Source organism: Microbulbifer maximicatervae (SeqCode), assembly GCF_052468095.1.
The window spans coordinates 3,797,618-3,817,091 of the sequence record NZ_CP174332.1 but is presented as its reverse complement, the minus strand read 5'-3'; the positions used below and the strand labels follow the sequence as shown (position 1 = coordinate 3,817,091).

Annotated in this window: 20 protein-coding genes; 7 read left to right on the top strand and 13 right to left on the bottom strand. The window is 43.8% G+C overall.

Features of this window, described 5'->3' with window-relative positions; all coding sequences use genetic code 11:
- Nucleotides 1-60 precede the first annotated feature (60 nt).
- Entirely contained in the window at nucleotides 61-561 is a 501-nt protein-coding gene (locus tag ACJJIL_RS16745; RefSeq protein WP_444936520.1) for a lactoylglutathione lyase family protein, read from the bottom strand.
- 90 nt (nucleotides 562-651) lie between these two features.
- Between ACJJIL_RS16745 and ACJJIL_RS16740 the strand changes: the two genes are divergently transcribed.
- Both ACJJIL_RS16740 and ACJJIL_RS16735 read left to right on the top strand, forming a co-directional pair.
- Entirely contained in the window at nucleotides 652-1,521 is an 870-nt protein-coding gene (locus tag ACJJIL_RS16740) for a LysR family transcriptional regulator (protein ID WP_445360266.1), read from the top strand.
- On the top strand, nucleotides 1,512-2,393 hold the full coding sequence (locus ACJJIL_RS16735; RefSeq protein WP_445360265.1) for a nucleoside deaminase: 882 nt from the start codon (nucleotides 1,512-1,514) through the stop codon (nucleotides 2,391-2,393). The genes ACJJIL_RS16740 and ACJJIL_RS16735 overlap by 10 nt, the downstream gene beginning before the upstream one ends.
- Nucleotides 2,394-2,401: 8 nt before the next feature.
- Here the strand turns inward: ACJJIL_RS16735 and ACJJIL_RS16730 are convergent, their stop codons facing one another.
- The gene (locus tag ACJJIL_RS16730) at nucleotides 2,402-3,304 is read right to left on the bottom strand and encodes a LysR family transcriptional regulator ArgP (protein WP_444892969.1); all 903 of its coding nucleotides are present in this window, start codon (nucleotides 3,302-3,304) and stop codon (nucleotides 2,402-2,404) included.
- Between the two features lie 130 nt (nucleotides 3,305-3,434).
- Between ACJJIL_RS16730 and ACJJIL_RS16725 the strand changes: the two genes are divergently transcribed.
- Nucleotides 3,435-4,055 (top strand): LysE/ArgO family amino acid transporter, encoded by a 621-nt coding sequence (locus ACJJIL_RS16725; protein ID WP_282933969.1) that lies wholly within the window; start codon nucleotides 3,435-3,437, stop codon nucleotides 4,053-4,055.
- A gap of 97 nt (nucleotides 4,056-4,152) precedes the next feature.
- Here the strand turns inward: ACJJIL_RS16725 and ACJJIL_RS16720 are convergent, their stop codons facing one another.
- The 5 genes from ACJJIL_RS16720 to ACJJIL_RS16700 all read right to left on the bottom strand — a co-directional run bounded on the left by ACJJIL_RS16720 (nucleotide 4,153) and on the right by ACJJIL_RS16700 (nucleotide 9,610).
- Nucleotides 4,153-5,259, bottom strand: coding sequence for an acyltransferase family protein (locus tag ACJJIL_RS16720; RefSeq protein ID WP_445360264.1), 1,107 nt, complete (start codon nucleotides 5,257-5,259; stop codon nucleotides 4,153-4,155).
- 205 nt (nucleotides 5,260-5,464) lie between these two features.
- On the bottom strand, nucleotides 5,465-6,631 hold the full coding sequence (locus tag ACJJIL_RS16715; protein ID WP_445360263.1) for a patatin-like phospholipase family protein: 1,167 nt from the start codon (nucleotides 6,629-6,631) through the stop codon (nucleotides 5,465-5,467).
- A gap of 549 nt (nucleotides 6,632-7,180) precedes the next feature.
- Nucleotides 7,181-8,197: a cytochrome-c peroxidase gene (locus tag ACJJIL_RS16710; RefSeq protein ID WP_445360262.1), complete on the bottom strand. Its 1,017-nt coding sequence runs from the start codon at nucleotides 8,195-8,197 to the stop codon at nucleotides 7,181-7,183.
- Between the two features lie 465 nt (nucleotides 8,198-8,662).
- Nucleotides 8,663-9,040, bottom strand: a complete 378-nt coding sequence (locus tag ACJJIL_RS16705; RefSeq protein WP_444914502.1) for a biotin/lipoyl attachment domain-containing protein — start codon at nucleotides 9,038-9,040, stop codon at nucleotides 8,663-8,665.
- A gap of 258 nt (nucleotides 9,041-9,298) precedes the next feature.
- Nucleotides 9,299-9,610: a cupin domain-containing protein gene (locus ACJJIL_RS16700; RefSeq protein WP_444935108.1), complete on the bottom strand. Its 312-nt coding sequence runs from the start codon at nucleotides 9,608-9,610 to the stop codon at nucleotides 9,299-9,301.
- A gap of 212 nt (nucleotides 9,611-9,822) precedes the next feature.
- Here ACJJIL_RS16700 and ACJJIL_RS16695 point away from each other — a divergent pair, with 212 nt between their 5' ends.
- The gene (locus ACJJIL_RS16695; protein ID WP_444935109.1) at nucleotides 9,823-10,068 is read left to right on the top strand and encodes a helix-turn-helix domain-containing protein; all 246 of its coding nucleotides are present in this window, start codon (nucleotides 9,823-9,825) and stop codon (nucleotides 10,066-10,068) included.
- A 305-nt stretch (nucleotides 10,069-10,373) separates the two neighbouring features.
- On the opposite strand, the gene ACJJIL_RS16690 is transcribed toward ACJJIL_RS16695, so the two are convergent.
- From ACJJIL_RS16690 to ACJJIL_RS16680, 3 genes are all read right to left on the bottom strand, one after another.
- Nucleotides 10,374-10,856, bottom strand: a complete 483-nt coding sequence (locus tag ACJJIL_RS16690) for a serine hydrolase domain-containing protein (protein ID WP_445362011.1) — start codon at nucleotides 10,854-10,856, stop codon at nucleotides 10,374-10,376.
- A complete protein-coding gene (locus ACJJIL_RS16685; RefSeq protein ID WP_445360261.1) occupies nucleotides 10,792-11,529 on the bottom strand; it encodes a serine hydrolase domain-containing protein in 738 nt (245 codons plus the stop codon). Before ACJJIL_RS16685 ends, ACJJIL_RS16690 begins: the two co-directional genes overlap by 65 nt.
- 732 nt (nucleotides 11,530-12,261) lie before the next feature.
- A complete protein-coding gene (locus tag ACJJIL_RS16680; RefSeq protein ID WP_444935111.1) occupies nucleotides 12,262-13,029 on the bottom strand; it encodes a helix-turn-helix transcriptional regulator in 768 nt (255 codons plus the stop codon).
- A 59-nt stretch (nucleotides 13,030-13,088) separates the two neighbouring features.
- Between ACJJIL_RS16680 and ACJJIL_RS16675 the strand changes: the two genes are divergently transcribed.
- The 3 genes from ACJJIL_RS16675 (at nucleotide 13,089) to ACJJIL_RS16665 (ending at nucleotide 17,025) form a co-directional block, all read left to right on the top strand.
- Nucleotides 13,089-13,484, top strand: coding sequence for a DUF4345 family protein (locus tag ACJJIL_RS16675; RefSeq protein WP_444935112.1), 396 nt, complete (start codon nucleotides 13,089-13,091; stop codon nucleotides 13,482-13,484).
- Between the two features lie 345 nt (nucleotides 13,485-13,829).
- Nucleotides 13,830-14,486 (top strand): class I SAM-dependent methyltransferase, encoded by a 657-nt coding sequence (locus tag ACJJIL_RS16670; protein WP_445360260.1) that lies wholly within the window; start codon nucleotides 13,830-13,832, stop codon nucleotides 14,484-14,486.
- Nucleotides 14,487-15,078: 592 nt separating this feature from the next.
- Nucleotides 15,079-17,025 (top strand): aconitate hydratase, encoded by a 1,947-nt coding sequence (locus tag ACJJIL_RS16665; RefSeq protein WP_445360259.1) that lies wholly within the window; start codon nucleotides 15,079-15,081, stop codon nucleotides 17,023-17,025.
- Between the two features lie 56 nt (nucleotides 17,026-17,081).
- On the opposite strand, the gene ACJJIL_RS16660 is transcribed toward ACJJIL_RS16665, so the two are convergent.
- The 3 genes from ACJJIL_RS16660 to ACJJIL_RS16650 form a co-directional block, all read right to left on the bottom strand.
- The gene (locus tag ACJJIL_RS16660; RefSeq protein ID WP_445360258.1) at nucleotides 17,082-18,098 is read right to left on the bottom strand and encodes a patatin-like phospholipase family protein; all 1,017 of its coding nucleotides are present in this window, start codon (nucleotides 18,096-18,098) and stop codon (nucleotides 17,082-17,084) included.
- 290 nt (nucleotides 18,099-18,388) lie between these two features.
- On the bottom strand, nucleotides 18,389-18,748 hold the full coding sequence (locus ACJJIL_RS16655) for a hypothetical protein (RefSeq protein ID WP_445360257.1): 360 nt from the start codon (nucleotides 18,746-18,748) through the stop codon (nucleotides 18,389-18,391).
- Nucleotides 18,749-18,768: 20 nt separating this feature from the next.
- Nucleotides 18,769-19,341: a hypothetical protein gene (locus ACJJIL_RS16650; RefSeq protein WP_445360256.1), complete on the bottom strand. Its 573-nt coding sequence runs from the start codon at nucleotides 19,339-19,341 to the stop codon at nucleotides 18,769-18,771.
- Nucleotides 19,342-19,474: the final 133 nt, after the last annotated feature.

Below are 19,474 nucleotides of genomic sequence, written 5' to 3'. Positions count from 1 at the left end.
TGCTGGCATTTCACTCAGCATCGTTCGAGTGATGCTGAGTGAATTCTGGAGTGCTTAAGATCAGTAGGCACCAGCACTGTAGATCAGCTCATAGCTGTGGCTGTAAATTTCCAGAATGTTGCCAAAAGGATCTTCCATATAAATCATGCGATAAGGCTTTTCACCGGGGTAGTAATAACGGGGCTCCGGCATACGTTTTTTACCACCGGCCGCTACAATCTTATCCGCCAGTTCTTCCAGGTTGGGGTCTTGTACGCAGAAGTGAAAAATACCGGTTTTCCAGTATTCAAAATTATCTTCTGGGTTTTCCTGATTTTTAAACTGGAATAGCTCTACGCCAATCCTGTCCCCTGTCGACAAGTGAGCAATGCGGAAACTACCCCAGTTTGGGCCAAATACGTCGGTGCACATTTCACCGATAGCGCTTTTGTCCTCTGTGATATCTGTGGGCTTCATAATCAGGTACCAACCAAGTACCTCGGTGTAAAACTTCACAGCTTCTTCAAGATTCGGCACTGAAATACCGATATGAGAAAAGGTTCTCGGGTATGCGCTACTCATAGCTGTCTCCTTTGTTGAATGCGGTTAAGTTACAGCCTCTAATGCATTACGTATAATTATCATTTGTGATATTTTTAAGTAGCGTTCGTAATGATAAATCCAGTGTGGTTAAGAAGCTTCTGTACTTTAGCTGAAGAGGGGCACTTCACTCGTACGGCGGATCGCTTGCATATGACTCAGTCTGGGGTCAGCCAGCATATACGCAAGTTAGAGGAGCACTTAGGTGTCGCTCTGTTAGTTAGACAGGGTAAACACTTCACGCTAACAGATGCTGGTGATCGGCTCTATCGGGAAGGGCAGGGGATTATTCAGAAACTTTCCAGCCTGGAGCAAATTGTTGGTGAAGACCCTCCCCACCATGGGGATGTGCGAGTAATGTGCCCCGGAAGCGTGGGGCTTAAGCTCTATCCTAAGTTGCTATCCCTGCAGAAAATCCATCAGGGTTTATCGATGAGCTGCCGCTTCGCTCCCAACCTGGATGTGGAGAAGGCCATTGCAGAAAACGGCGCTGATGTCGGGTTAATGACCAGCCCGCCACAAGCAGAGGAGCTTGATAGTCGGCCGATCGCCAGTGAAAGGTTGTTGCTAGTGACGCCGGCTGAAGTAAAAACTCCTGACTGGGGGTCGCTTTTAGCGCTGGGGTACATAGGCCACCCGGACGGTATACACCATGCGAGTCTATTATTGGGAGCGAACTTCCCGCAATTTAGAAGTCTTGAAGCTTTTCAACAAAAAGGGTTTTCCAATCAGATCAGTTTAATACTGGAGCCCGTTAGTATGGGATTGGGTTTCACAGTTTTACCTGCCTATGCGGTAAGTGCATTTCGAAAGCCGAAGTTGATTAAGGCACATAGCCTTGAAAATCCTGTTAGTGAGACACTGTATTTGGCGCTTAGGCGCACCCAACTTGTACCCGCCAGAGTCAGGTTTATTATTGGTGAAATGGAGAAATGGCTTTAATCGGGCTCCTAAGTATCAAAAAACTGAATATTTTTGGTAAAAATACCGGGTTGTTTCTCCTCCTGTTATTTTTGGCTCTATCACAGCTTTCTCATGTGGGAATAGCTAAAGCTGAGAGTGTTAAGGATGAGCAAGATAAGATACTGATGTTGTTGGCTTATTCTATAGTATTCCAGGACTGGGTCAGACCTACTGATAAAAATAAAAGAGGCCATAATATTGGTGCAGTTTTATTTGATAATGATGCCAGGAAGATAGTCGGGGCCCAACTAAATTCAGTTTTGCGTTGCGATGACAAAACTCAACACGCTGAAGTGCGTTTAATGCAGCAGTGTCTATCAGAGAAATGTCTCGGAGAAAAAAGTCAATATTTGACCAAGGCCAATGTTACGATCTACACATCTTTAGAGCCCTGTATGATGTGTAGCGGAATGATGATTTTTTTGGGCGTTTCAGGTGTTGTATACGGGCAAACTGATCCAGACTATGGTCAAAGCATCGAACGACTTAAGCAAAGCTTTGACAAAAATTGTGGCTATGAACATTCTCAGTGTATCGTAGATAAACCGGGAAATTATTACACTCGCCGTATAACTTCAGAACCATCGAAGCTTTTACAGAAAGAGAAGCTGGATGGGGCTTACTTTAATTATGAATTACTACACGGAGACTATATTGTTAGCTTCCTATTGAGTGACGATGCTAAAGAAATTTATCAGGAAGCTTTTCGGAACTTCAAAAACCTGGATATTAGGCATAAGGAAAATCAGTATATATATCGCCAAGCACTTTCAACCCTAAAACAGCTGGAAACTGGTGAACTGCAGCTGGATTACTGTCCATCTTGGCAGTCGCACCATCACCATCACTAACTATTCGACTATTGGTTTAGTGCTTTTCGGGCATGTTCTGTGAGATTGATAGTGATCTCTTTAATCAATTTCGATTTTAAATTCCAAACATGCCAGTAAAGAGGAATCTTCAAATACTGGTCTTCAGCGAGTTTCACCAACTTTCCACTTTTTAGCAGGCTGGCTATCTGAATATCTGGCGCCATTCCCCAACCCAGCCCCAGAGTTAAGAAACTGAGGAAGCTCTTTGAAGAGGGGATTTCATGAGATGGGTACTGACCGGTCTCCACGCCCCAAAACTGTTTAAGGTAACGACTCTGCAATTGATCCTTATAGTTGAACTCCACTGTGGGAGCGTAGTGGAGCTCCTCAACCTTAATCGGGTCTGAAAAAAACTTCTTCTTAAAAGCCTTGGTGCATACCGGGTAATAGGCCATATGACCGAGCAGTACCGATTGGCAGCCCTGGAGGTTACTGGTTGTTGAACTGATACAGCCAATGACTTCACCATTCTTCAGCAGTTCATGGGTAGCGTCCTGGTCGTCGACCTTTAGATCCACGAGCAACTGCTGGGATCGAATCAATGGTGTGATGGCGGCTAGGAACCAGGTATCCAAACTATCTGCATTCAGTGCGATACGAACCTTATTCTGGTTGCTATAGCGGGTTTTGCCTCCCTCTGGATCGATATCAGTGAGAAGCTCTTGCTGTAACAAGTGCATTTGCTGGTAGTACCCCAGCACTTTGAGGCCGGCTTCAGTGGGCCGCAAAGGGTTGGAGCGTATCAATAGGGCTTGGCCAACCTGGCTTTCTAAGGCTTTGATTCGTTGGGAAATCGCAGACTGGCTGACATGGAGTAGGGCAGCAGCCTTGTCAAAACTGCGCTCCTCTACGACAAAGGCAAAGGCTTGGAGTTGCTTTAGGTCTAGCATAAGAATTTCTTATGAGGGATCAGTATAATTAAGTTTACTTATTCTAGTTTGACTCTTAATCTCGCGCCACTATTCAGGCCCGCAGCCCTGCGGGCACTTCCAAATTAGAGAATGAAACACAGGAGGCATCGTGTTTTCAGGGTTGTTGCTGGCGCCGCTCGCAAAAGGTTTTTTGACTACCATCAGTTTGATTATGGCGATCGGAGCGCAGAATGCGTTTCTACTGACGCAGAGTATCCGTCGACAATATCACTTTAGTATCGCGGCTTTATGCGTACTGATGGATATTGCCTTGATTACAGGGGGCGTGTTCCTGGTTGCAAATCTCGCACAAGCGGGTGGCGACTGGATGATCTGGCTGACCTGGCTCGGTGCTGCTTTCCTGTTCTCCTACGGAGCCATGGCTTTCCGTTCGGCCTTCACTAACAAAGGTCTTGGAGAGCAAAAAGAGTGGATGAAATCCCGCCGTTCTGCCTTGATTACTGCGGTAGCCTTAACCCTGCTTAATCCACACGCGTATGTGGACACGGTTGTACTGATTGGCTCAGTAGGGGCGCAGTATGCTGGCAATGGAACCTGGTTTTTTGTGCTGGGGGCATGTAGTGCATCCCTGTTATGGTTCACCCTTCTTTCAGTGGGTGGCAGCATGATGCAGCCGCTATTTAAGAACCCCAGAACCTGGCAGGTACTCGATGTACTGGTGGGCATTATGATGTGGACTATTGCTATCAGCTTGTTGTGGGCGCAGTAGACGCCCGATAACAGCTGCTAAAAATAGCTGTAGACTGATAAGTCTACGGCTATTTTTTTGCTTCCAGGCCCCTAACTTATTCCGATAGTTTTCCACACTAACTCCCCCTTAACATTTCCCCTGACCTGTTTAACCCGTCGTTTCGATCGCTCAAAAATCGCCCAAATTGCATGCAGGGCCTCTCCACCAACCAATAAATGGCTGCCGCCAAAGCGAAGCTAAGTAGTGTTACTGCCACAAGTAACGTGGATAGAGAAATACTTGAAAGCCCTTGTCCCCAAGGTTGGCTTATGGCCCAGCTGACGAGAAAGACAACGATTAAATGAAACAGGTAAATGGAATAGCTGATAGTCCCCAGAGTGGCTAAATGTCGTATTGGCTTTGGTGGAAGTAATACAAAAACGAGGAAGATAGCTAAAGCGATGAAATGAGATGATACAAAGCGGAGGGGAGTTTCGCTGATCGACCTACCTAGTAGGTGCATGGCCATAACGAGTAGTGGTATCGAGAAAGTCGAAACCAGGCCCCAAAGCATATAACGATAACCGCGCCTTGTTTCGTAGCAATACCTGAGTAGGGTTCCGCAGAACATAACTGCGATAGCAAAGGGGAGGTAGGTAGTGGTGGGGGGAAGCTGGGAAATTGGAGTGAATGATTGCCCTAAAAGTTGCATGCTGACAAATACTGATAGCGCCCCCCAGCACACTAAGAGTAGATATCTGGGATTCCCTAGTAGTTGAAGGGTGAACATCAGTGCGCAGAGACAGTAAAAAAGCAGCTCTGCAGTGAGAGTCCAATATAGAATCTGAACACTTTCAAACCCCATAAGACCTTGCAGCATTGTGGTATTGGCAAGAATGGTAGATGCAGAGAATGTTCGGTCAGCGAGCAACCATGTAAGTCCGATAATTGCAGTCAGAGATAACCAGTAAGCAGGATACAAGCGGAAGAAGCGGCGGATAGCAAAGCTCTTAAGAGTATGATTAGATACAAGAAGACTATGGGGAATGACAAAGCCGGATATTAGGAAAAAGCAAAGTACACCTATCCTGCCAAAATCCAGTTGACTGATAAATTCAGCCAGTGCCGAGCCGTGCTGGGCGATGGATGGGATGCGGATAAATACTTCACTACTGTGTTGCCAGACAACCAAAGTTGCAGCCAGCCCCCGTAGTACATCGAGATTAAGAAGGCGTGTGTTCATTGCTAACGACCTATATCCGTGGTCAATCCAAGAAGGTATGGGCATGATCTTACCTTGCCTAAGTTGAACACACTATCTGTATTCTGTGTGATTCAACTCAAATCTTCGGGCTTTCATGCATGCAAATCCATTAATGGCTTCTCATCCAAGGCAACGCTGAATAGCAAGCTCAACTGAATAGGTGAAGTATTCTCCAGCGTTATAGTTAGCCTTTGTCCTTGAGGGTGTTTACTACCTGATCAACCTCCGTTTTATTTTCCTCAAGAAGCCTATCTGCTAGAACTTTCAGCTTCTTACTTGCTTTATAGTCAAATGGGTCAACATATGGATTAACAAGCTCTACATTTAAGTAGTTATATTTTATTCGCCCTTTAGGGCTAAGGGATTGTGCGATTTCCAAAGTGTATACTTGTTGGTCATCCATGGACCTCTGTACATTAGATATAAGGTCTTTCACCCAATTAATTCTTCCCCAGTTTTTTAAGTTTCTGTAGTTAGCTTCCATTGTACTCAGTGGAGACGTTCCGGCCCCGAGAATTAGCACATAGTAGTTTTTTTCAGGAAACTCTCTAATAATTTCGCGTAAAATAATACTGGCTGGATTATTTGCATATATACCAGCGTCGGCATAATAGCGCTGATGAATGTCCCGTCCAGTAGTTACGAACTCGACAGGTGGGTATAGAGTCTCCGCACTAGCTGCCGCTGTTACGAGTTGATACAGTGTGTCTGTGGGCAGTTTACTGACTGCTTCACCACGGTTTTTGAATAGTTGAAGCTGGCCCATATGAATATTGAGAGAGGGGATGATGACGTAGTTCTTCAGGCTCGTAAACTTCAACTTGTCAGTGTAATGCTTTTCCATGGTTTCGCTTAAGCGATCACCACTAAAGCGAGGGGAGATAAAACCATTAAAGGTTAGTAATTTGTGATACCAGGGTACGGAGAATACGTATCGGCTATCTTGTTTATAAATATCAATAATTTTATCACTTTGGGATTTAAGATTTTCAATTCCTGGATGATCATCGTCAAATGATTTTTGAGTCACATTGAGACCAGTAGCGATGATGGCGCCAGTGGATACTCCACTAAAAACATCAAATAATTCATCAATAGGCTGGCCGGTCTGCTCTTCAATATGTTGAATAACATAGAGCGGTATCAAACCACGTATTCCACCGCCATCTATAATAAGGATGTTGATAGTATCTTTGTCTTTAAGGGAAGCATTACTCTTAATGAACTCTTTAGTAACAGGGTGGGCGTCATACTGAATACTTTGGGTCAGTCGATAATTGTAGACGTACACCAAGCCTAAAAACGCTATGATAATTACTATGGTGAGGGCTGACGCTAGCCGAAATCTCATTGATCTTCCTGAACGCTAAACTCTTAATACAGTGAGTGTGACAAAGCAGATTAGTTTTATTTCTTTGCGTTATTTAAAAGTTACTTAAGGCTGTTTTATAGTCTTGTTTTGGAGGGGGAGAAAAGGGGTAAAGCAGTGTGAGCGGTTTTAATTGGTAAGTGGGAAGTTCGTAATTTCTATTCTATTAGACCCTTATGGAAAATTTCACTATCTATAAAGCGAAAAGCACATAAAGTAATCTGATGACTGAATGCCCAGGTATTGAATAGCAATTTAATGGAACTCCCTCAAGTCAGTGGCCGAAGGTTGTACATTTCCCTTCGGATTTCATTTTACCGGCTTGATATAAGTACTGGTGGAGCACTAGACATTATAAGTTGGTCGGTAACTAGGAAACCGTTTAGTCTACTGACTGCTGTGTCTTATACATAAAGTAACCGCAGGGGTGAATGGTTACAAGTTACCAATGAGCTAGTGACTGGAAACCCGCGAGCTCAGCCAAAATTGATTAGAGCGAAAGGGGCCCACCCCGAAGGGTGGGGAAATAGCTTAATGAGCTTGATGTTCTAAAGCGTTTAGGAAAGTTGCAATATCATTTATCTGTTGTGTGCTCAATTTCTGTCCCAATTGGTACCAAGCCATTTCGTAAATTGCCTGCTCAATGGTTTCTACACGCCCGTCGTGGAAGTAAGGAGCGCTTCTGCTTACGTCGCGTAACATTGGAACTTTAAACATCATTTTATCGTTTTCAAGGCCTGTAACTTTATAACGACCTAAATCTTCTTGGTGTGGATATTGGTTGACCAGCCCCATCTTCTGGTACATGTTTCCACCCAAGGTTGCACCATTGTGACATGCTGAACAACCAGTGTTGATAAAGGTTTGCAGGCCCTTTAACTCGCTTTTTGTCATAGCCTGATCATCACCATTTATAAAATCATCAAAACGATCATTTGTAATCAGTGTGCGCTCAAACGCAGCTATAGCCTCAGCAATATTGTCGTAAGAGATAGCATTCTCTTTACCAAAGGCGTGTTTGAAACTTTCTTGATATTCGGCAATTCTTGAAATCTTTGCCACAACAGCCTCTTCTGAAGGCATCCCCATCTCTACAGGGTTTAGAATTGGACCTTTGGCCTGTTCCTTCAGGTCCTCTGCGCGACCATCCCAAAATTGAGCCACCTGGAATCCGGAATTCCAGACCGTTGGAGAGTTTCGATCACCCTTGGTGCCAGGTAAAGCTCCCGGTGATGTTGCTTCATTGTCAACACCCGAGCCGTTGTAGTTTCCTACTTGATGGCAGCTGTTACAGGACTGGCTATCATTGACTGAAAGCCGTTTGTCCATGAACAGTGTTCTTCCAAGCTCAACCATCGCTGGGGTGTCACTCTCACTGCCAGGCATAGTTTCTGAGAGAGTGCCGAACATAATTTTTGATTGTTGACGTAATTGATTTATATCAACTTCGGCCGTTGCCGATACAGTTGTTGATAGCAAGCTTGCTGCTATCAAGCCGCCAATGATTGGAAGCTTGAGATCTCTTTTCGAAAAAATTTTCTTAATCACTTTGGTATCTATCCCACATCTCAAAAAACAATGACAACTAACCTATTTTTAATCAAAGTTAGGCGGCGCCACTATATAGGGAAGCTCGTTCTGCTGATACCATGATTTAACAAAAAAAGCTGTGGATTTTTAGAATATCCAGAATTGGTCACAAAATATTTTTTTAAATATTATTCAGAACTTGGCCTATACATTGAGTGTACTGGATTTGACGAGATTGAAGTCTTGCTATTTGCCTTTAAAAATTGCAGGACAATTTCTGAGATGGCGAGGAAGTGTAGGGTTTAGGGGATAGCTATCAGAATCTCCAAAGAGAAATGATTCGTATTTCTGCTAGCCGGTTGGTGGTGTAATATCTACTCGAAGATTAAAGACTCATTAACTATCTGAATGTGGTTAATTTTTTTAGGTAGGACCTTTAGGTTTTAGGAAGCTTTTAATCTTATTGTTATATCTGGTTAACTTTTATATTGGTCTACGTATTCTAAATAGAGGCGTTTCGCTACCTATCAAGCTACCGGGCTTAATGAGAATCTCTTCGACTATTCCGCTGCAAGGGCTGGGCAGCTCAATTGTGTAAGTTCCAAAATCGGCAACGAGTATCGTTTGTCCACCGTAAATTGGATAATCAACACCAACCATGACTTCTACTACCTCACCAAGTTCTTTTGGGCGGACTGAGCCGGACAAAGGTTCTTGTTTGTGCGGAATCGAATCAAAAGAGGGTGCGCGTACGATTCCATCGGATGGAAAGCGTTCTTCCTCTAGGGGTATTCTCTCACCACTTTCAATGGAACTTATACCAAGAGCACCATTTATAAAATCAAGTATGAATTTCCACATATATTTCTAGGCTGTTTAGTGTAATTGCCTATAAATTAACCGGTTATTTTAAATTATTCCCTTATCCAATGATTCAGGGCTGTTGACGGGATAAAGATCCCCGGTGGCTATAGTATTAGGATCATCATCGCGTCTCCAAGTAATATCTTTATCCAAAACGATATCTTAAGCTATTAAACTATATCTACCGTTTAATAGCTTAACTTTCAAGATTTATAGTTTTATACATGTAAATTGATCTGTAGTAGAAATTTAATCCTATTTATCTTTAAACCAAAATTCGATCTCATCGGTTTCGACATCAAATGTCGCAGAGTGTTCTACATGTGCTGGTACATGGTACCACTGTCCAATACCAATCCGTTGGGTGGCACCATTCATGGTGAGTATTAGTTCCCCCTTTGTGATAACGCCATGATTATCTGTGTCATGAGTATGGGGTGGAATGAACGTTCCAGCTGGATATGATGCGAAAAGAACATCACTGTTTTCTGCCTTAAGCTTGTAAGCATCAAAGCGACCATCGTAGAGAGGTAATTCCTTAATTTTACTTGGATAACTGCCTGGCATCTCTGCTTCCTTGTTGAGTGCGTATAAAATAGTTTTGCGCTAAAGGTCCTGTAGGTAGAGTAAATCACCGCCCTTATAGTTCCACAACTGTTTTATTATTTTCGGAGTTGCATTTTTTATTTGTTCCTAGATTTCCATAACGACCGACACACTTGGCAATAGCGAGGGGGGCTAGCTGGCTGTAGCCTAGTAAGCTTCCACACAAACGAGCCATGAACCTCATGGGAACCCGTACCAACCAGCTAACCTTAAAAGAACGATACAAGATTGAGGCTCTTAATGGGCAGAGCTATTCAGCTCGAGCCATTGCACAACACCTCCATAGATCCAATAAGACCATCTCTCGCGAGCTTGGTCGTTGCAGCCCCTACTGTGCCGAGAGTGCCCTTCGTCAGGCACTGCAATGGTGGCAAGGAACTCTTAAGCACACCAAGCTCGACTTTGCCATGCAGGTATAAATCGACTTCCAGCTAAAAAAATGCAAGCCCTGAACAAATCGCTGGGCGAATGCGGCTTGAACGGTGTACTAAAGCGGTTAGCTGTTCAACAAGTTACCGCTGGATCCGTCGACTTAACTGGAGGTCACGTCTGCCAAGGAAAGCCAAATCTTATTGTAAAGGGGCAAGTTCTGATGCAGGCGCAAAGCTTTTTCCAGAGCGCATAGATATTTCTGATTCGCGCTGCTGACTTTAATTAATTACCAAGTATATATCCCAGTAGCCGCTGGATTGCGGACATGTCAAGACAAGTCTGCTTTTTAGGTTCACTCAAATGGTTTTAGGCGCTCCATAAGAAGGTTGCGGATATCTTTCATTGATTTTTTTGCAGTATCATCAGCGGAGTTCATCGCGATTAGAAAAATTATGTTGTGCTTCGGCATGATATGTGCCTCGGTGAGCCAATAGAGATTACTACCGGTGTGTGTTAGCAGCAATAACTCTGGATCGTAAAATGCCCCCCAGCCCAGTGCGTAATTACCATTTACGGGTGAGTGTAGTTTGCGATAAGTTTCGGACTTCAATAATTTACCGCGGCCATGTACGCCATTGAGTTGGTCCTCTGCGAAGAGAGTCCAATCTTTAAGAGAAATATTGATTGTGCCGGCGGGGCCGAGCGCTTGAGGATTATCACTTTGTATGTCAGCGGGATCGAGTGGTACGAGCTTGCCCCACCAGGTTTTTTTATGACCGCGCGGTTGGTCCAACTTGCCAGAGGATCCGGGCGCAGCAAATCCAGCATTTTTTATGCCGAGCGGAGTAAAGACCTGTTCCTTGATGAGATCCTCCCAAGTCTTGCCTGTTCGTGCCATCGGCGATGGCACCCGCGATAATGTAACCGAGATTGGAGTATTTAAATGAACCAGTTGCGGATGTAGGTTGCATTGCAAGGTAACTGCGTGCAACAGCAATACGCTGCGCCCGAATACTGGGTACTGACTCAATTAAGTCTTCAAATTGAGGAAATTCACTATCGTCGGTCAGAGATGGTAAGCCTGCGGTATGACTGAGCAATTGCGTGATCGTAATATTGCGGTAACCGGGGTCCATATTTTTTGCGAAAGCGGGAAAAGAATCAGCGAGTGTATCCTCAAATCGCATGACACCTTGCTCAACTAAGCGTGCGATCATTGTTGCAGTTAGCGCCTTGGTATTCGATCCAATATGCCAACGATCGTCGATAGTGGCTGGTTCCATATGACCATGTGCACGAAAACCGTCTGCAGCTATAGCAGCGGTCTTGCCATCGATTTGAATCAGCGCGGCGACGGCTGGAAGATCGTTTTTGTTACGTGCTGTGGTAAGTGTCTGCTCGAGAAATGTCTGCAGCGCTTCGTCTGCACGTACAGCAACGGTTACTGCTAAGAGTGCGATTGTAAGAAAAATCTTTGAAATAATTTTTGTGTGCCGACTATTCATCATGATAAGCCTGTATTAAAAGTAACTTGAAAACTGAGTCAGATCTTAGTTGCCGCTAAAAGTAGTACGAAATTTCGAGGTTATTGGCGTACTACTTCGATTTCTGACTGGATCGCTTTGTTTAAGTTCCTAAAAAGTATGTAATTGTGAGGGGGAAATTCTATCCGGAAAACTATTGGGGGTAATTTATACTGTAATCATGATATTTATAACCTTCTAATACCAAAAAGCTGTTTGTACAAAGCTTGTAAAAGAAGTTGAGGGTATGAATAGGATAAAAAGCATTTGATAGAGTGTCTTTTAAAAAATATCAAATAATTAATTTAAGTCATGCATTTATAAGATTATTGGAAATAGTAAATTGTTGATGGTCTGCTATATCTAAACCAGATAAGCCGCAGTAGTAAATACCTGCATACAACCCTAAGGGTTTTCTAGAACTTTTCATATTGATAGATTTTAAGAGTGGGGAAGCCAGCTGCCCGAAGGCAGCACTAAAAAGTAATTGCTCAGTCTAAGCCCAGTTCTTGCTCAATTTGGGCTTTGCGCCAAACGGATAGTCAGAAGGTAGTTTTGGTTCTTTGGTGTTATCAGCAATGATGGCACGTTTCATACTGGGTCAGGCTAAAACGGCCAAAATTTTCGGAGCGATCACCTGAAAGACCTTGGGCGGGCCAATCAGAATTACTTATACTGCTCTAAGGTAGTTTTCGATGAAGTTTAAACAAAATGACCTTAAGATGGAGGTATTTTATCTCTCTTATTTTTAAATTCAATAAGTGGAATTAGCTTGAAGTCTTCATTCAGAGCCTGAATTTTCCTAATCCTGTCACAACGAAATACCCGCATATCCTCACGGAGTTTATCCCAGGCGAGGATGTACCATACGGGATAACTAAGAAAGAGGTAGTGGGGTTCAATAGTACGTAGCGTTTCTTTTCCGCTTTCGTCACAATAGGTGATCTTTATGCGTTGAAGCATTAAGAAAGCCTGGTGGAGTTTCTCGACAGTTTTACGCTTTGGAGTTAAGAAATTTGAGAGTACAACCTCGGAAGCCGATTTTCCGATGATGATACGTGTCTTTATACCATTCACTTTACTTTTCATGGACGGTGAAAAGGAAGCCATTACTTTGTGGCGGATGCTACTTAGGTGTGCCATAAAGAGGGGGGACTTCATCTGTTCAGCAATAGCCAAACTGATCATCAGGTCAACAGCCTCTGTATAGTTTAAGTTGACACGACCAACGCCCCAGCGCTGGTCCAAACGGATTCCACCACCGCGCCCCACGTCCGTTTCAATCGGCAAGCCTCGGCTTCTCAACACCTCTATATCTCGATTCAGCGTCCGAATGCTAACGCCCACTTCCTTGGCAATTTCACCAATCGTGATGGATTCGTCCGACTTTAATCGGGCAGTGATAACTTCAAGTCTATCTATTCGTGAGAGGGTAGATGTGCGCATAGTTATCAAAATATGCCATATAGTATCATATTTATCCATAACCTATACCTCGTTCGGTGATATTGAATGATTACAAATTGATTGGAGGTTTTGGGTATATGGCGAAGGCAACTATTGGACGGTGTATTTTAGGTATCTTAGCCCTGTTTTTTATGGGGACTGGATTGGTTCTTATGATCAGTCCATCTGTCATGCTGACCCACACATTTATCGAACCTATTGATTCTGTGAGTGGGCTATCGAGTATTCGCTCTCTTTGGGGTGGGACAACAATCGCAATTTGGGCAATGGTTCTTCTTGGAGCGATAAGATCTAACGTGGACTATATTATGGTTGGATTTATTGCATTGATGTTGGTTCTGGTTGGCCGATTAGTAGGCTATTTTATTGATGGATCTTATCCAGAATTTATCCCTACAGTGGTCCCAACAATTGTGGCTGCTGTCATTATGATAATTGCTTGCAAGCTCATGGCACATACTGTGGATGTTTAAATATCGTTTTAAGTACAATCTAACCAAATTAAAGATAACAAGTTCTAGTTTGCTTAATTTGCAATCTATTTTGGAGAGGGATACTTAAAAAACAAATTTTCATATTGAAGTAATTTGTATTGCAGGAAATGCTGAGATATGCAGGCAGAATATCTTAATAGGTATTCTGCCTGTACCTATTTTTTGCCTAACATAATCAATATAGATATTGGGCAATATAGTAGGTAGAATAAGTTGTATTTTACATCTGTATTCAAAACAAAACGGTTAACTAGGAAGTGATTGGTTAATTTAAAGAATAAATTATCTGGTTAGTACTTTATTTTTGACGCTGAAGGAATAGTAATGTCAAAAGATCCAAAGCTCGTTGCTGAGCAGCTTAGAAAACCATCTGGTACATTGGCTTCAGAAACCGCGCAGCAAATGAACAAAGTGAATGAAGCAACGAATCTTGCCGCTTTAACAGCTCTCAAAGTGGTAGATGGTGATTCTGTTCTAGAAATTGGTCCGGGCAATGGCAAATTTGCAGTCGACGTAATTCGTAAGGGGTCTAGTGTCCGCTATACCGGTATTGATTGGTCGAGCGATATGGTTGCAACCGCAAAAGGCCTAAATTTTGAATATATAGAGTCGGGGCAAATGGACTTTTTAGTTGGTAGCTCAGAAAGCCTGCCGTTTGCCGATAGACAGTTCGATAAGATTCTAGCCGTACACACAATATACTTTTGGGACACCCTAAAAACTCATCTAGCAGAGATCTCCAGAGTACTAGCATCTAAAGGAAAGTTATGCCTGGCTTTTGGCGATAAATCTTTTATGCAAAATCTACCATTCACTCAATATGGATTCAGGCTGTTTGATGAGGGTGATATTTGTGCCCAATTGTCTGATGCTGGATTTAAAGTTGTATCCCGTGGGAAGCACAGTGAGTATGGAGAAAGTAATACAGGGCAGCTTGTGGAGAAGAAAATTAATATAATTGTGTGTGAGTTGAATCCATAAGCAATTGCCAATCTTGGAAAATTGTATCTTTCCGAAGAACACTTTTTATTTTGGCTGATTAAACCCCTATCTAATAGTGATTACCCCCTATCGAGTATATGTAGCAGCATTTACTCAGTCACTTGCCAGAGATTACAAAACTGCGGAAGCAAACGGTTCAGGTAGCTCTAGCGTATGTTAGGGCTACTAAGAGTCCGGGGGTATAGCATTGGCGCTTACATAGTCCTGCAGCTATAACGGTGCTTCAGCCGAGGAAGCTAGGGAGCCTCTGAATAACTCCGTAATGCCTCTGCGGGCCTTGAAGGCTGCAGATGTTAGGCGCAGCTCGCCGGGAATGGCCGTAGCCCTTTGCAAGAGCTGCAACGCAGCAGCTGTGGCCTTCAAGGACCGCCCGGCTTGCAGAGCGATTCACACTCCGCGTTGCGACTTCTTGAAAGGTCTAGACATTCCTGCGAAGCCGCGCCTTGATTGTGAACCGCTCTGCATGCCAGAGGTGTCACGGAGTTATTCAGAGGCTCCCTAGAGCTACAATGATCAAGATCTAGTTATATCAATACTAGAAAGCTCCAGCTCACTTACCGGGTATCCCTTTATGCCTATGAATCTTGCGCAGAAACTTATCCAAAGCCACCTTGTGAGTGGATCAATGGAGCCTGGCAGCCCAATAGAGATAAAGATCGATCAGACGCTAGCTCAGGATGGGACGGGAACACTTATTATGTTGGAGCTTGAGGCACTTGGTTTGTCTCAAATCAAGACTGAGCTTTCAGCACAATATGTAGACCATAACCTGTTACAGACGGATTTTAAAAACGCCGACGACCATATATTCCTGCAAAGTGCCTGTCGTAAATTTGGAATTTGGTTTTCGCGGCCCGGTAATGGTGTCAGCCATCCAGTACAGATGGCTTGTTTCGATGTGCCTGGTAAGACGTTACTTGGCGCCGATAGCCATACTTGTGCAGCGGGTTCTATGGGGATGCTGGCGATTGGTGCCGGTGGCCTACAGGTAGCAATGGCCATCGCTGGGGTCCCCTTTGCATTGAAAATGCCCAAGATACTCGGTGTGAAGCTCGAAGGTGAGCTGCCGCCATGGATTAGCGCTAAGAACATCATTCTGGAAATGTTGCGTCGGCAGACCGTCAAGGGCTGTGTCAACAAGATTGTTGAGTATCACGGCCCAGGTCTAGCCCATTTGACTGCGATGGATCGCCATGTGATCGCCAACATGGGGCAGGAGATGGGTACCACTACCAGCGTCTTTCCTGCGGATGAGGCTGTGAGAGCTTTCCTTAGACAGCAGCATCGTGAAAGTGACTTTGTCGAGATGAAGGCTGATGAAGGCGCGAGTTACGACGAAGAAGATACTATTGATTTATCAACTCTCGAGCCGCTAATTGCTTGCCCATCAAGCCCAGACAAAGTTGTGACGGTCCGAGAAGTGGCGGGCCGTCCGATCTACCAGAGCTATATAGGCTCTTCTGCCAACCCTGGATTGAGAGATTTTGCGATACCGGCACGTATGGTTTCAGGTCGCCGAATAGCCGATGACGTTTCCTTTGACATTAACCCGACCTCACGTCAGTTACTCGAAGAACTCAGTCGGAGCGGCGATCTAACAAAATTGCTTCAAGCTGGAGCTCGTTTGCATCAGACAGGATGCGGCGGCTGTATTGGCATGGGGCAGGCTCCCGCCAGTGGTGGTATCAGCCTACGTACAGTCCCTCGCAACTTCCCCGGCCGCTCCGGCACCGCAGATGACCAAGTCTATTTGTGCAGTCCCGAAGTAGCCACTGCCAGTGCGTTGAGAGGGGTGATCACCGACCCTCGTGACCTGGATATGGACTACCCCAGCTTCCATGAGCCGGAATATCTACCTGATATACGTCCGTTATTACAGCCACCTCAAGAAATCCCAGTAGCAGTGGAGTTAATTAAAGGGCCAAATATCAAGCCCCTTCCTGATTTCGAAAAGCTACCGAAAATTTTAACTGGCCCATTATTGCTGAAAGCAGGGGACAATGTTTCCACAGATGAAATATTACCTGCTGGAGCAGAAATCTTACCGCTACGCTCAAATATCCCCGCCATCAGCCGCTATACATTTTCACGAATCGATGAATCATTTTACGATCGGGCAGTGAAGCTCAATGGAGACTGTTTTGTTGTCGGTGGTGAGAATTATGGACAAGGCTCCAGCCGTGAGCATGCGGCGGTATCTTCACGTTTTCTTGGGGTGAGGTGCATAATTGCAAAAAGTATGGCCCGTATACACCGGCGTAATCTTATTAACTTCGGTGTGCTGCCATTGCTATTTGAAGATTTTGATGATTACGATCGGCTTGAGCAGGGTGTAGCTCTGGAAATTGACAGCCCAATTGCACAGATAAAGTTAAGCAATTCAATTAAGTTGATTATTAAATCATCTGGAGATTGTATTAACTTACGGAGTGATCTGGCTAAGGACGAAATTGAAGTACTTGAAGCCGGAGGTATGATTAACCAGGTTCGAGAAAAATACCTAAGCTCTGATAAGTAGTATGACTTTCTGTGCCTGTAATTTGATAAAGCCAGCGCTGGTCCCGATCAGTAGCATTACTGATACCTATGGCTTCCTTGGTTGTTGACTAATATAGTAGCTATTTCTTCCAGCTCTTTATCAAAATACTCTGCATTCCTCTCTCCCGCTTTTTTTAACTTCTTCAGGTTTTCTGGTGTCGCATTGTCCATAGATGAGTCAGCAGCGTAAAGCTTTGGTTGTATCCGGTAGTAATTTGAATTCTCTACGGTAGAAGAAATTTGCTTCATATAGTAATGAACCATTTGCGCGCTTCCATTTACGGCGATATCAATGGCGGGCCTTGCCCAATTGAGTATCCCCCAATCTTTAACCTCCTTGTATTTGTATCCTGAAAGTTGCCTGCCGGTACCCAGAGATACAATAACCATATCTTTCATCCCAGAGACCCCACTGAATTTGATGGCTTCGGAGTAGGCGCATAAAGCAGGATCACTGGCTACCATGCCGCCATCAATTAAAACATATTTATTGTTGGATGGAGGTAGTGAAAAGATACGTGCTGGCTCAAAATAGGTTGGTACCGCGGTGCTTCCGAGTAGAAGGTCTTTAACCAGAAAGTCTTCATTCTTTACTACGGCACAATGTTGCCTAAAAATGATTTGTTCCCGCTTTTTGATATCATAGGAAACAAAGCAGCAGGGCTTTAATAGATTACTAAGTTTCATTTTCCCAAAGAATTGCGATAAAACCCTGTCCAACTCCATGGAGCAGTACTTTTCCTCCTTCAATAACTTTAACTTTTCTAGAAAAGGCCATGAGCCTGAGCCAAATACCTTCTCGCCTTCCTTAAGGTAGAGGCTGACAGCATCCTGGGCAGAAAATTTTGGTTTTCCTTGCTTGTTAGGACAGATGTAGGCGGCACCTAATATTGCACCGGTACTTGTTCCGGCCACCAGGTCGAAGTACTCGCCTATCCTGGCGTCAGGATTGCCTGATTTCACCTTTAGCTTGTGCTCAAGGGACACCAGTATCTGGCCAGGCAAGATTCCCCGGATTCCTCCACCATCGATAGAAAGGATTCTGATAGCCATTGCTGATGCCCTCTGGCTCCGTAGATTGTACGCGACCCTAGAAACATAGCATTTGGTAACAGGGGTAATACTTCATATACCCTGAATACCACTAAAAAAGCATATAATATCAATAAGTTAGGCGCACCTATCACCATGCTGAGTTTATTAATATGGTTAAGGTAAAGAAACTAATATAAGGATTGATAGGCATGGGAATTAGCGGGTCTCTGAGCTGACGCCTAAAGCTCAACGGCTAGAGTCTCGTGGAGTTAGTCGGAACATAAAATTAGATTCTTACGCAACGCCGATTACTGTGCACCGGTGCAGCCGTTTGAAGTCTCTATGGTATATTGGGCGACTCTCAAGCTATTTTTATAAGTGATGCTTGCAATACAAACCGTATCACCTGGGTGTAGGTTCATATCGCTGCCCACATCAATCACCTTGCGATTCTTCAGCTCTACTTGATATTGGTATTTTGGTATGTGAGCAGCATTGGAGCGACCAATATAAAACTTTGATTTGATTGTACCATTTTGCTTTACAACCTTCTCGGTGTTACTGGCAAGGTTAATAACATGAAGTAACACCAGTAATAGAAGGAGAACTATTAGGCTAAATCCTTTCCACTCCCTAAAGTAAAATAATAGAATCTTAAGTGTTCTCATTGAGTATATATAAAAATAAATTATTCCTTAATTTCAGAGTCAAGTATATTTAGGAGAAAATTTGCAGTTCTACTAAAGTCCCTTTCCACATAGGGAGCAACACTTAGTCCATTCCAGCGCTGAACGGTCCTTTTTTGGCCTCCATAGGCAGCCTCAATATAAACGGTCTCCCCATCGAGCCCCAAAGGGCATTTATTAGGTTCGGAGGAATCTATTTTCGTTGATAATTTTGGAGGCTTGGCACAGTACAAATCAATTAATCTATCATAACTTTCTAATTTAAAGAGGTTGAGATCCTTAAATTGGGAAACCATGTCCATGTACTGAGATAACGATAGAAGATATTTACCATTTACATCTAGTGTCCCGTCATGGCGTTGGTAAACCGTTGTTATCTTGGCTTGTCCGAATGATGGAGCAAAAACAATACGAAATCCTGCAACATACTCAGGACTTAGGCCGCATAGTAGCTGAGCATTGAATTTTTTGAGCTGATTTTTATAGCGATCTGAGTCTCCGTCGCTAGTACAATTTATACCTCCTGCAAAAACTGCTGCGGGGATAAGTGTAATCAAGAGTACCAATATACGCATAAAATCTCTAAACGGTACCATTTAGCTTTTCTAGTTTTTGACTATGGGGATTGTGAGGGAATCTTATAGATCACATACTGACGCCCACGATAGTCGATACCTTCTGAAAGGTAAAGCCATCTTGATACGGCGA

Excerpts from the sequence above, each read along its gene's own strand:
- ACJJIL_RS16650 (WP_445360256.1), bottom strand. The coding sequence starts at position 19,341 with ATGCGTATATTGGTACTCTTGATTACACTTATCCCCGCAGCAGTTTTT.
- ACJJIL_RS16715 (WP_445360263.1), bottom strand. The coding sequence starts at position 6,631 with ATGAGATTTCGGCTAGCGTCAGCCCTCACCATAGTAATTATCATAGCG.
- ACJJIL_RS16685 (WP_445360261.1), bottom strand. The coding sequence starts at position 11,529 with ATGATGAATAGTCGGCACACAAAAATTATTTCAAAGATTTTTCTTACA.
- ACJJIL_RS16660 (WP_445360258.1), bottom strand. The coding sequence starts at position 18,098 with ATGGCTATCAGAATCCTTTCTATCGATGGTGGAGGAATCCGGGGAATC.
- ACJJIL_RS16665 (WP_445360259.1), top strand. The coding sequence starts at position 15,079 with ATGCCTATGAATCTTGCGCAGAAACTTATCCAAAGCCACCTTGTGAGT.
- ACJJIL_RS16730 (WP_444892969.1), bottom strand. The coding sequence starts at position 3,304 with ATGCTAGACCTAAAGCAACTCCAAGCCTTTGCCTTTGTCGTAGAGGAG.
- ACJJIL_RS16700 (WP_444935108.1), bottom strand. The coding sequence starts at position 9,610 with ATGCCAGGCAGTTATCCAAGTAAAATTAAGGAATTACCTCTCTACGAT.
- ACJJIL_RS16670 (WP_445360260.1), top strand. The coding sequence starts at position 13,830 with ATGTCAAAAGATCCAAAGCTCGTTGCTGAGCAGCTTAGAAAACCATCT.
- ACJJIL_RS16740 (WP_445360266.1), top strand. The coding sequence starts at position 652 with ATGATAAATCCAGTGTGGTTAAGAAGCTTCTGTACTTTAGCTGAAGAG.
- ACJJIL_RS16735 (WP_445360265.1), top strand. The coding sequence starts at position 1,512 with ATGGCTTTAATCGGGCTCCTAAGTATCAAAAAACTGAATATTTTTGGT.
- ACJJIL_RS16680 (WP_444935111.1), bottom strand. The coding sequence starts at position 13,029 with ATGGATAAATATGATACTATATGGCATATTTTGATAACTATGCGCACA.
- ACJJIL_RS16695 (WP_444935109.1), top strand. The coding sequence starts at position 9,823 with ATGAACCTCATGGGAACCCGTACCAACCAGCTAACCTTAAAAGAACGA.
- ACJJIL_RS16745 (WP_444936520.1), bottom strand. The coding sequence starts at position 561 with ATGAGTAGCGCATACCCGAGAACCTTTTCTCATATCGGTATTTCAGTG.
- ACJJIL_RS16705 (WP_444914502.1), bottom strand. The coding sequence starts at position 9,040 with ATGTGGAAATTCATACTTGATTTTATAAATGGTGCTCTTGGTATAAGT.
- ACJJIL_RS16675 (WP_444935112.1), top strand. The coding sequence starts at position 13,089 with ATGGCGAAGGCAACTATTGGACGGTGTATTTTAGGTATCTTAGCCCTG.
- ACJJIL_RS16655 (WP_445360257.1), bottom strand. The coding sequence starts at position 18,748 with ATGAGAACACTTAAGATTCTATTATTTTACTTTAGGGAGTGGAAAGGA.
- ACJJIL_RS16720 (WP_445360264.1), bottom strand. The coding sequence starts at position 5,259 with ATGAACACACGCCTTCTTAATCTCGATGTACTACGGGGGCTGGCTGCA.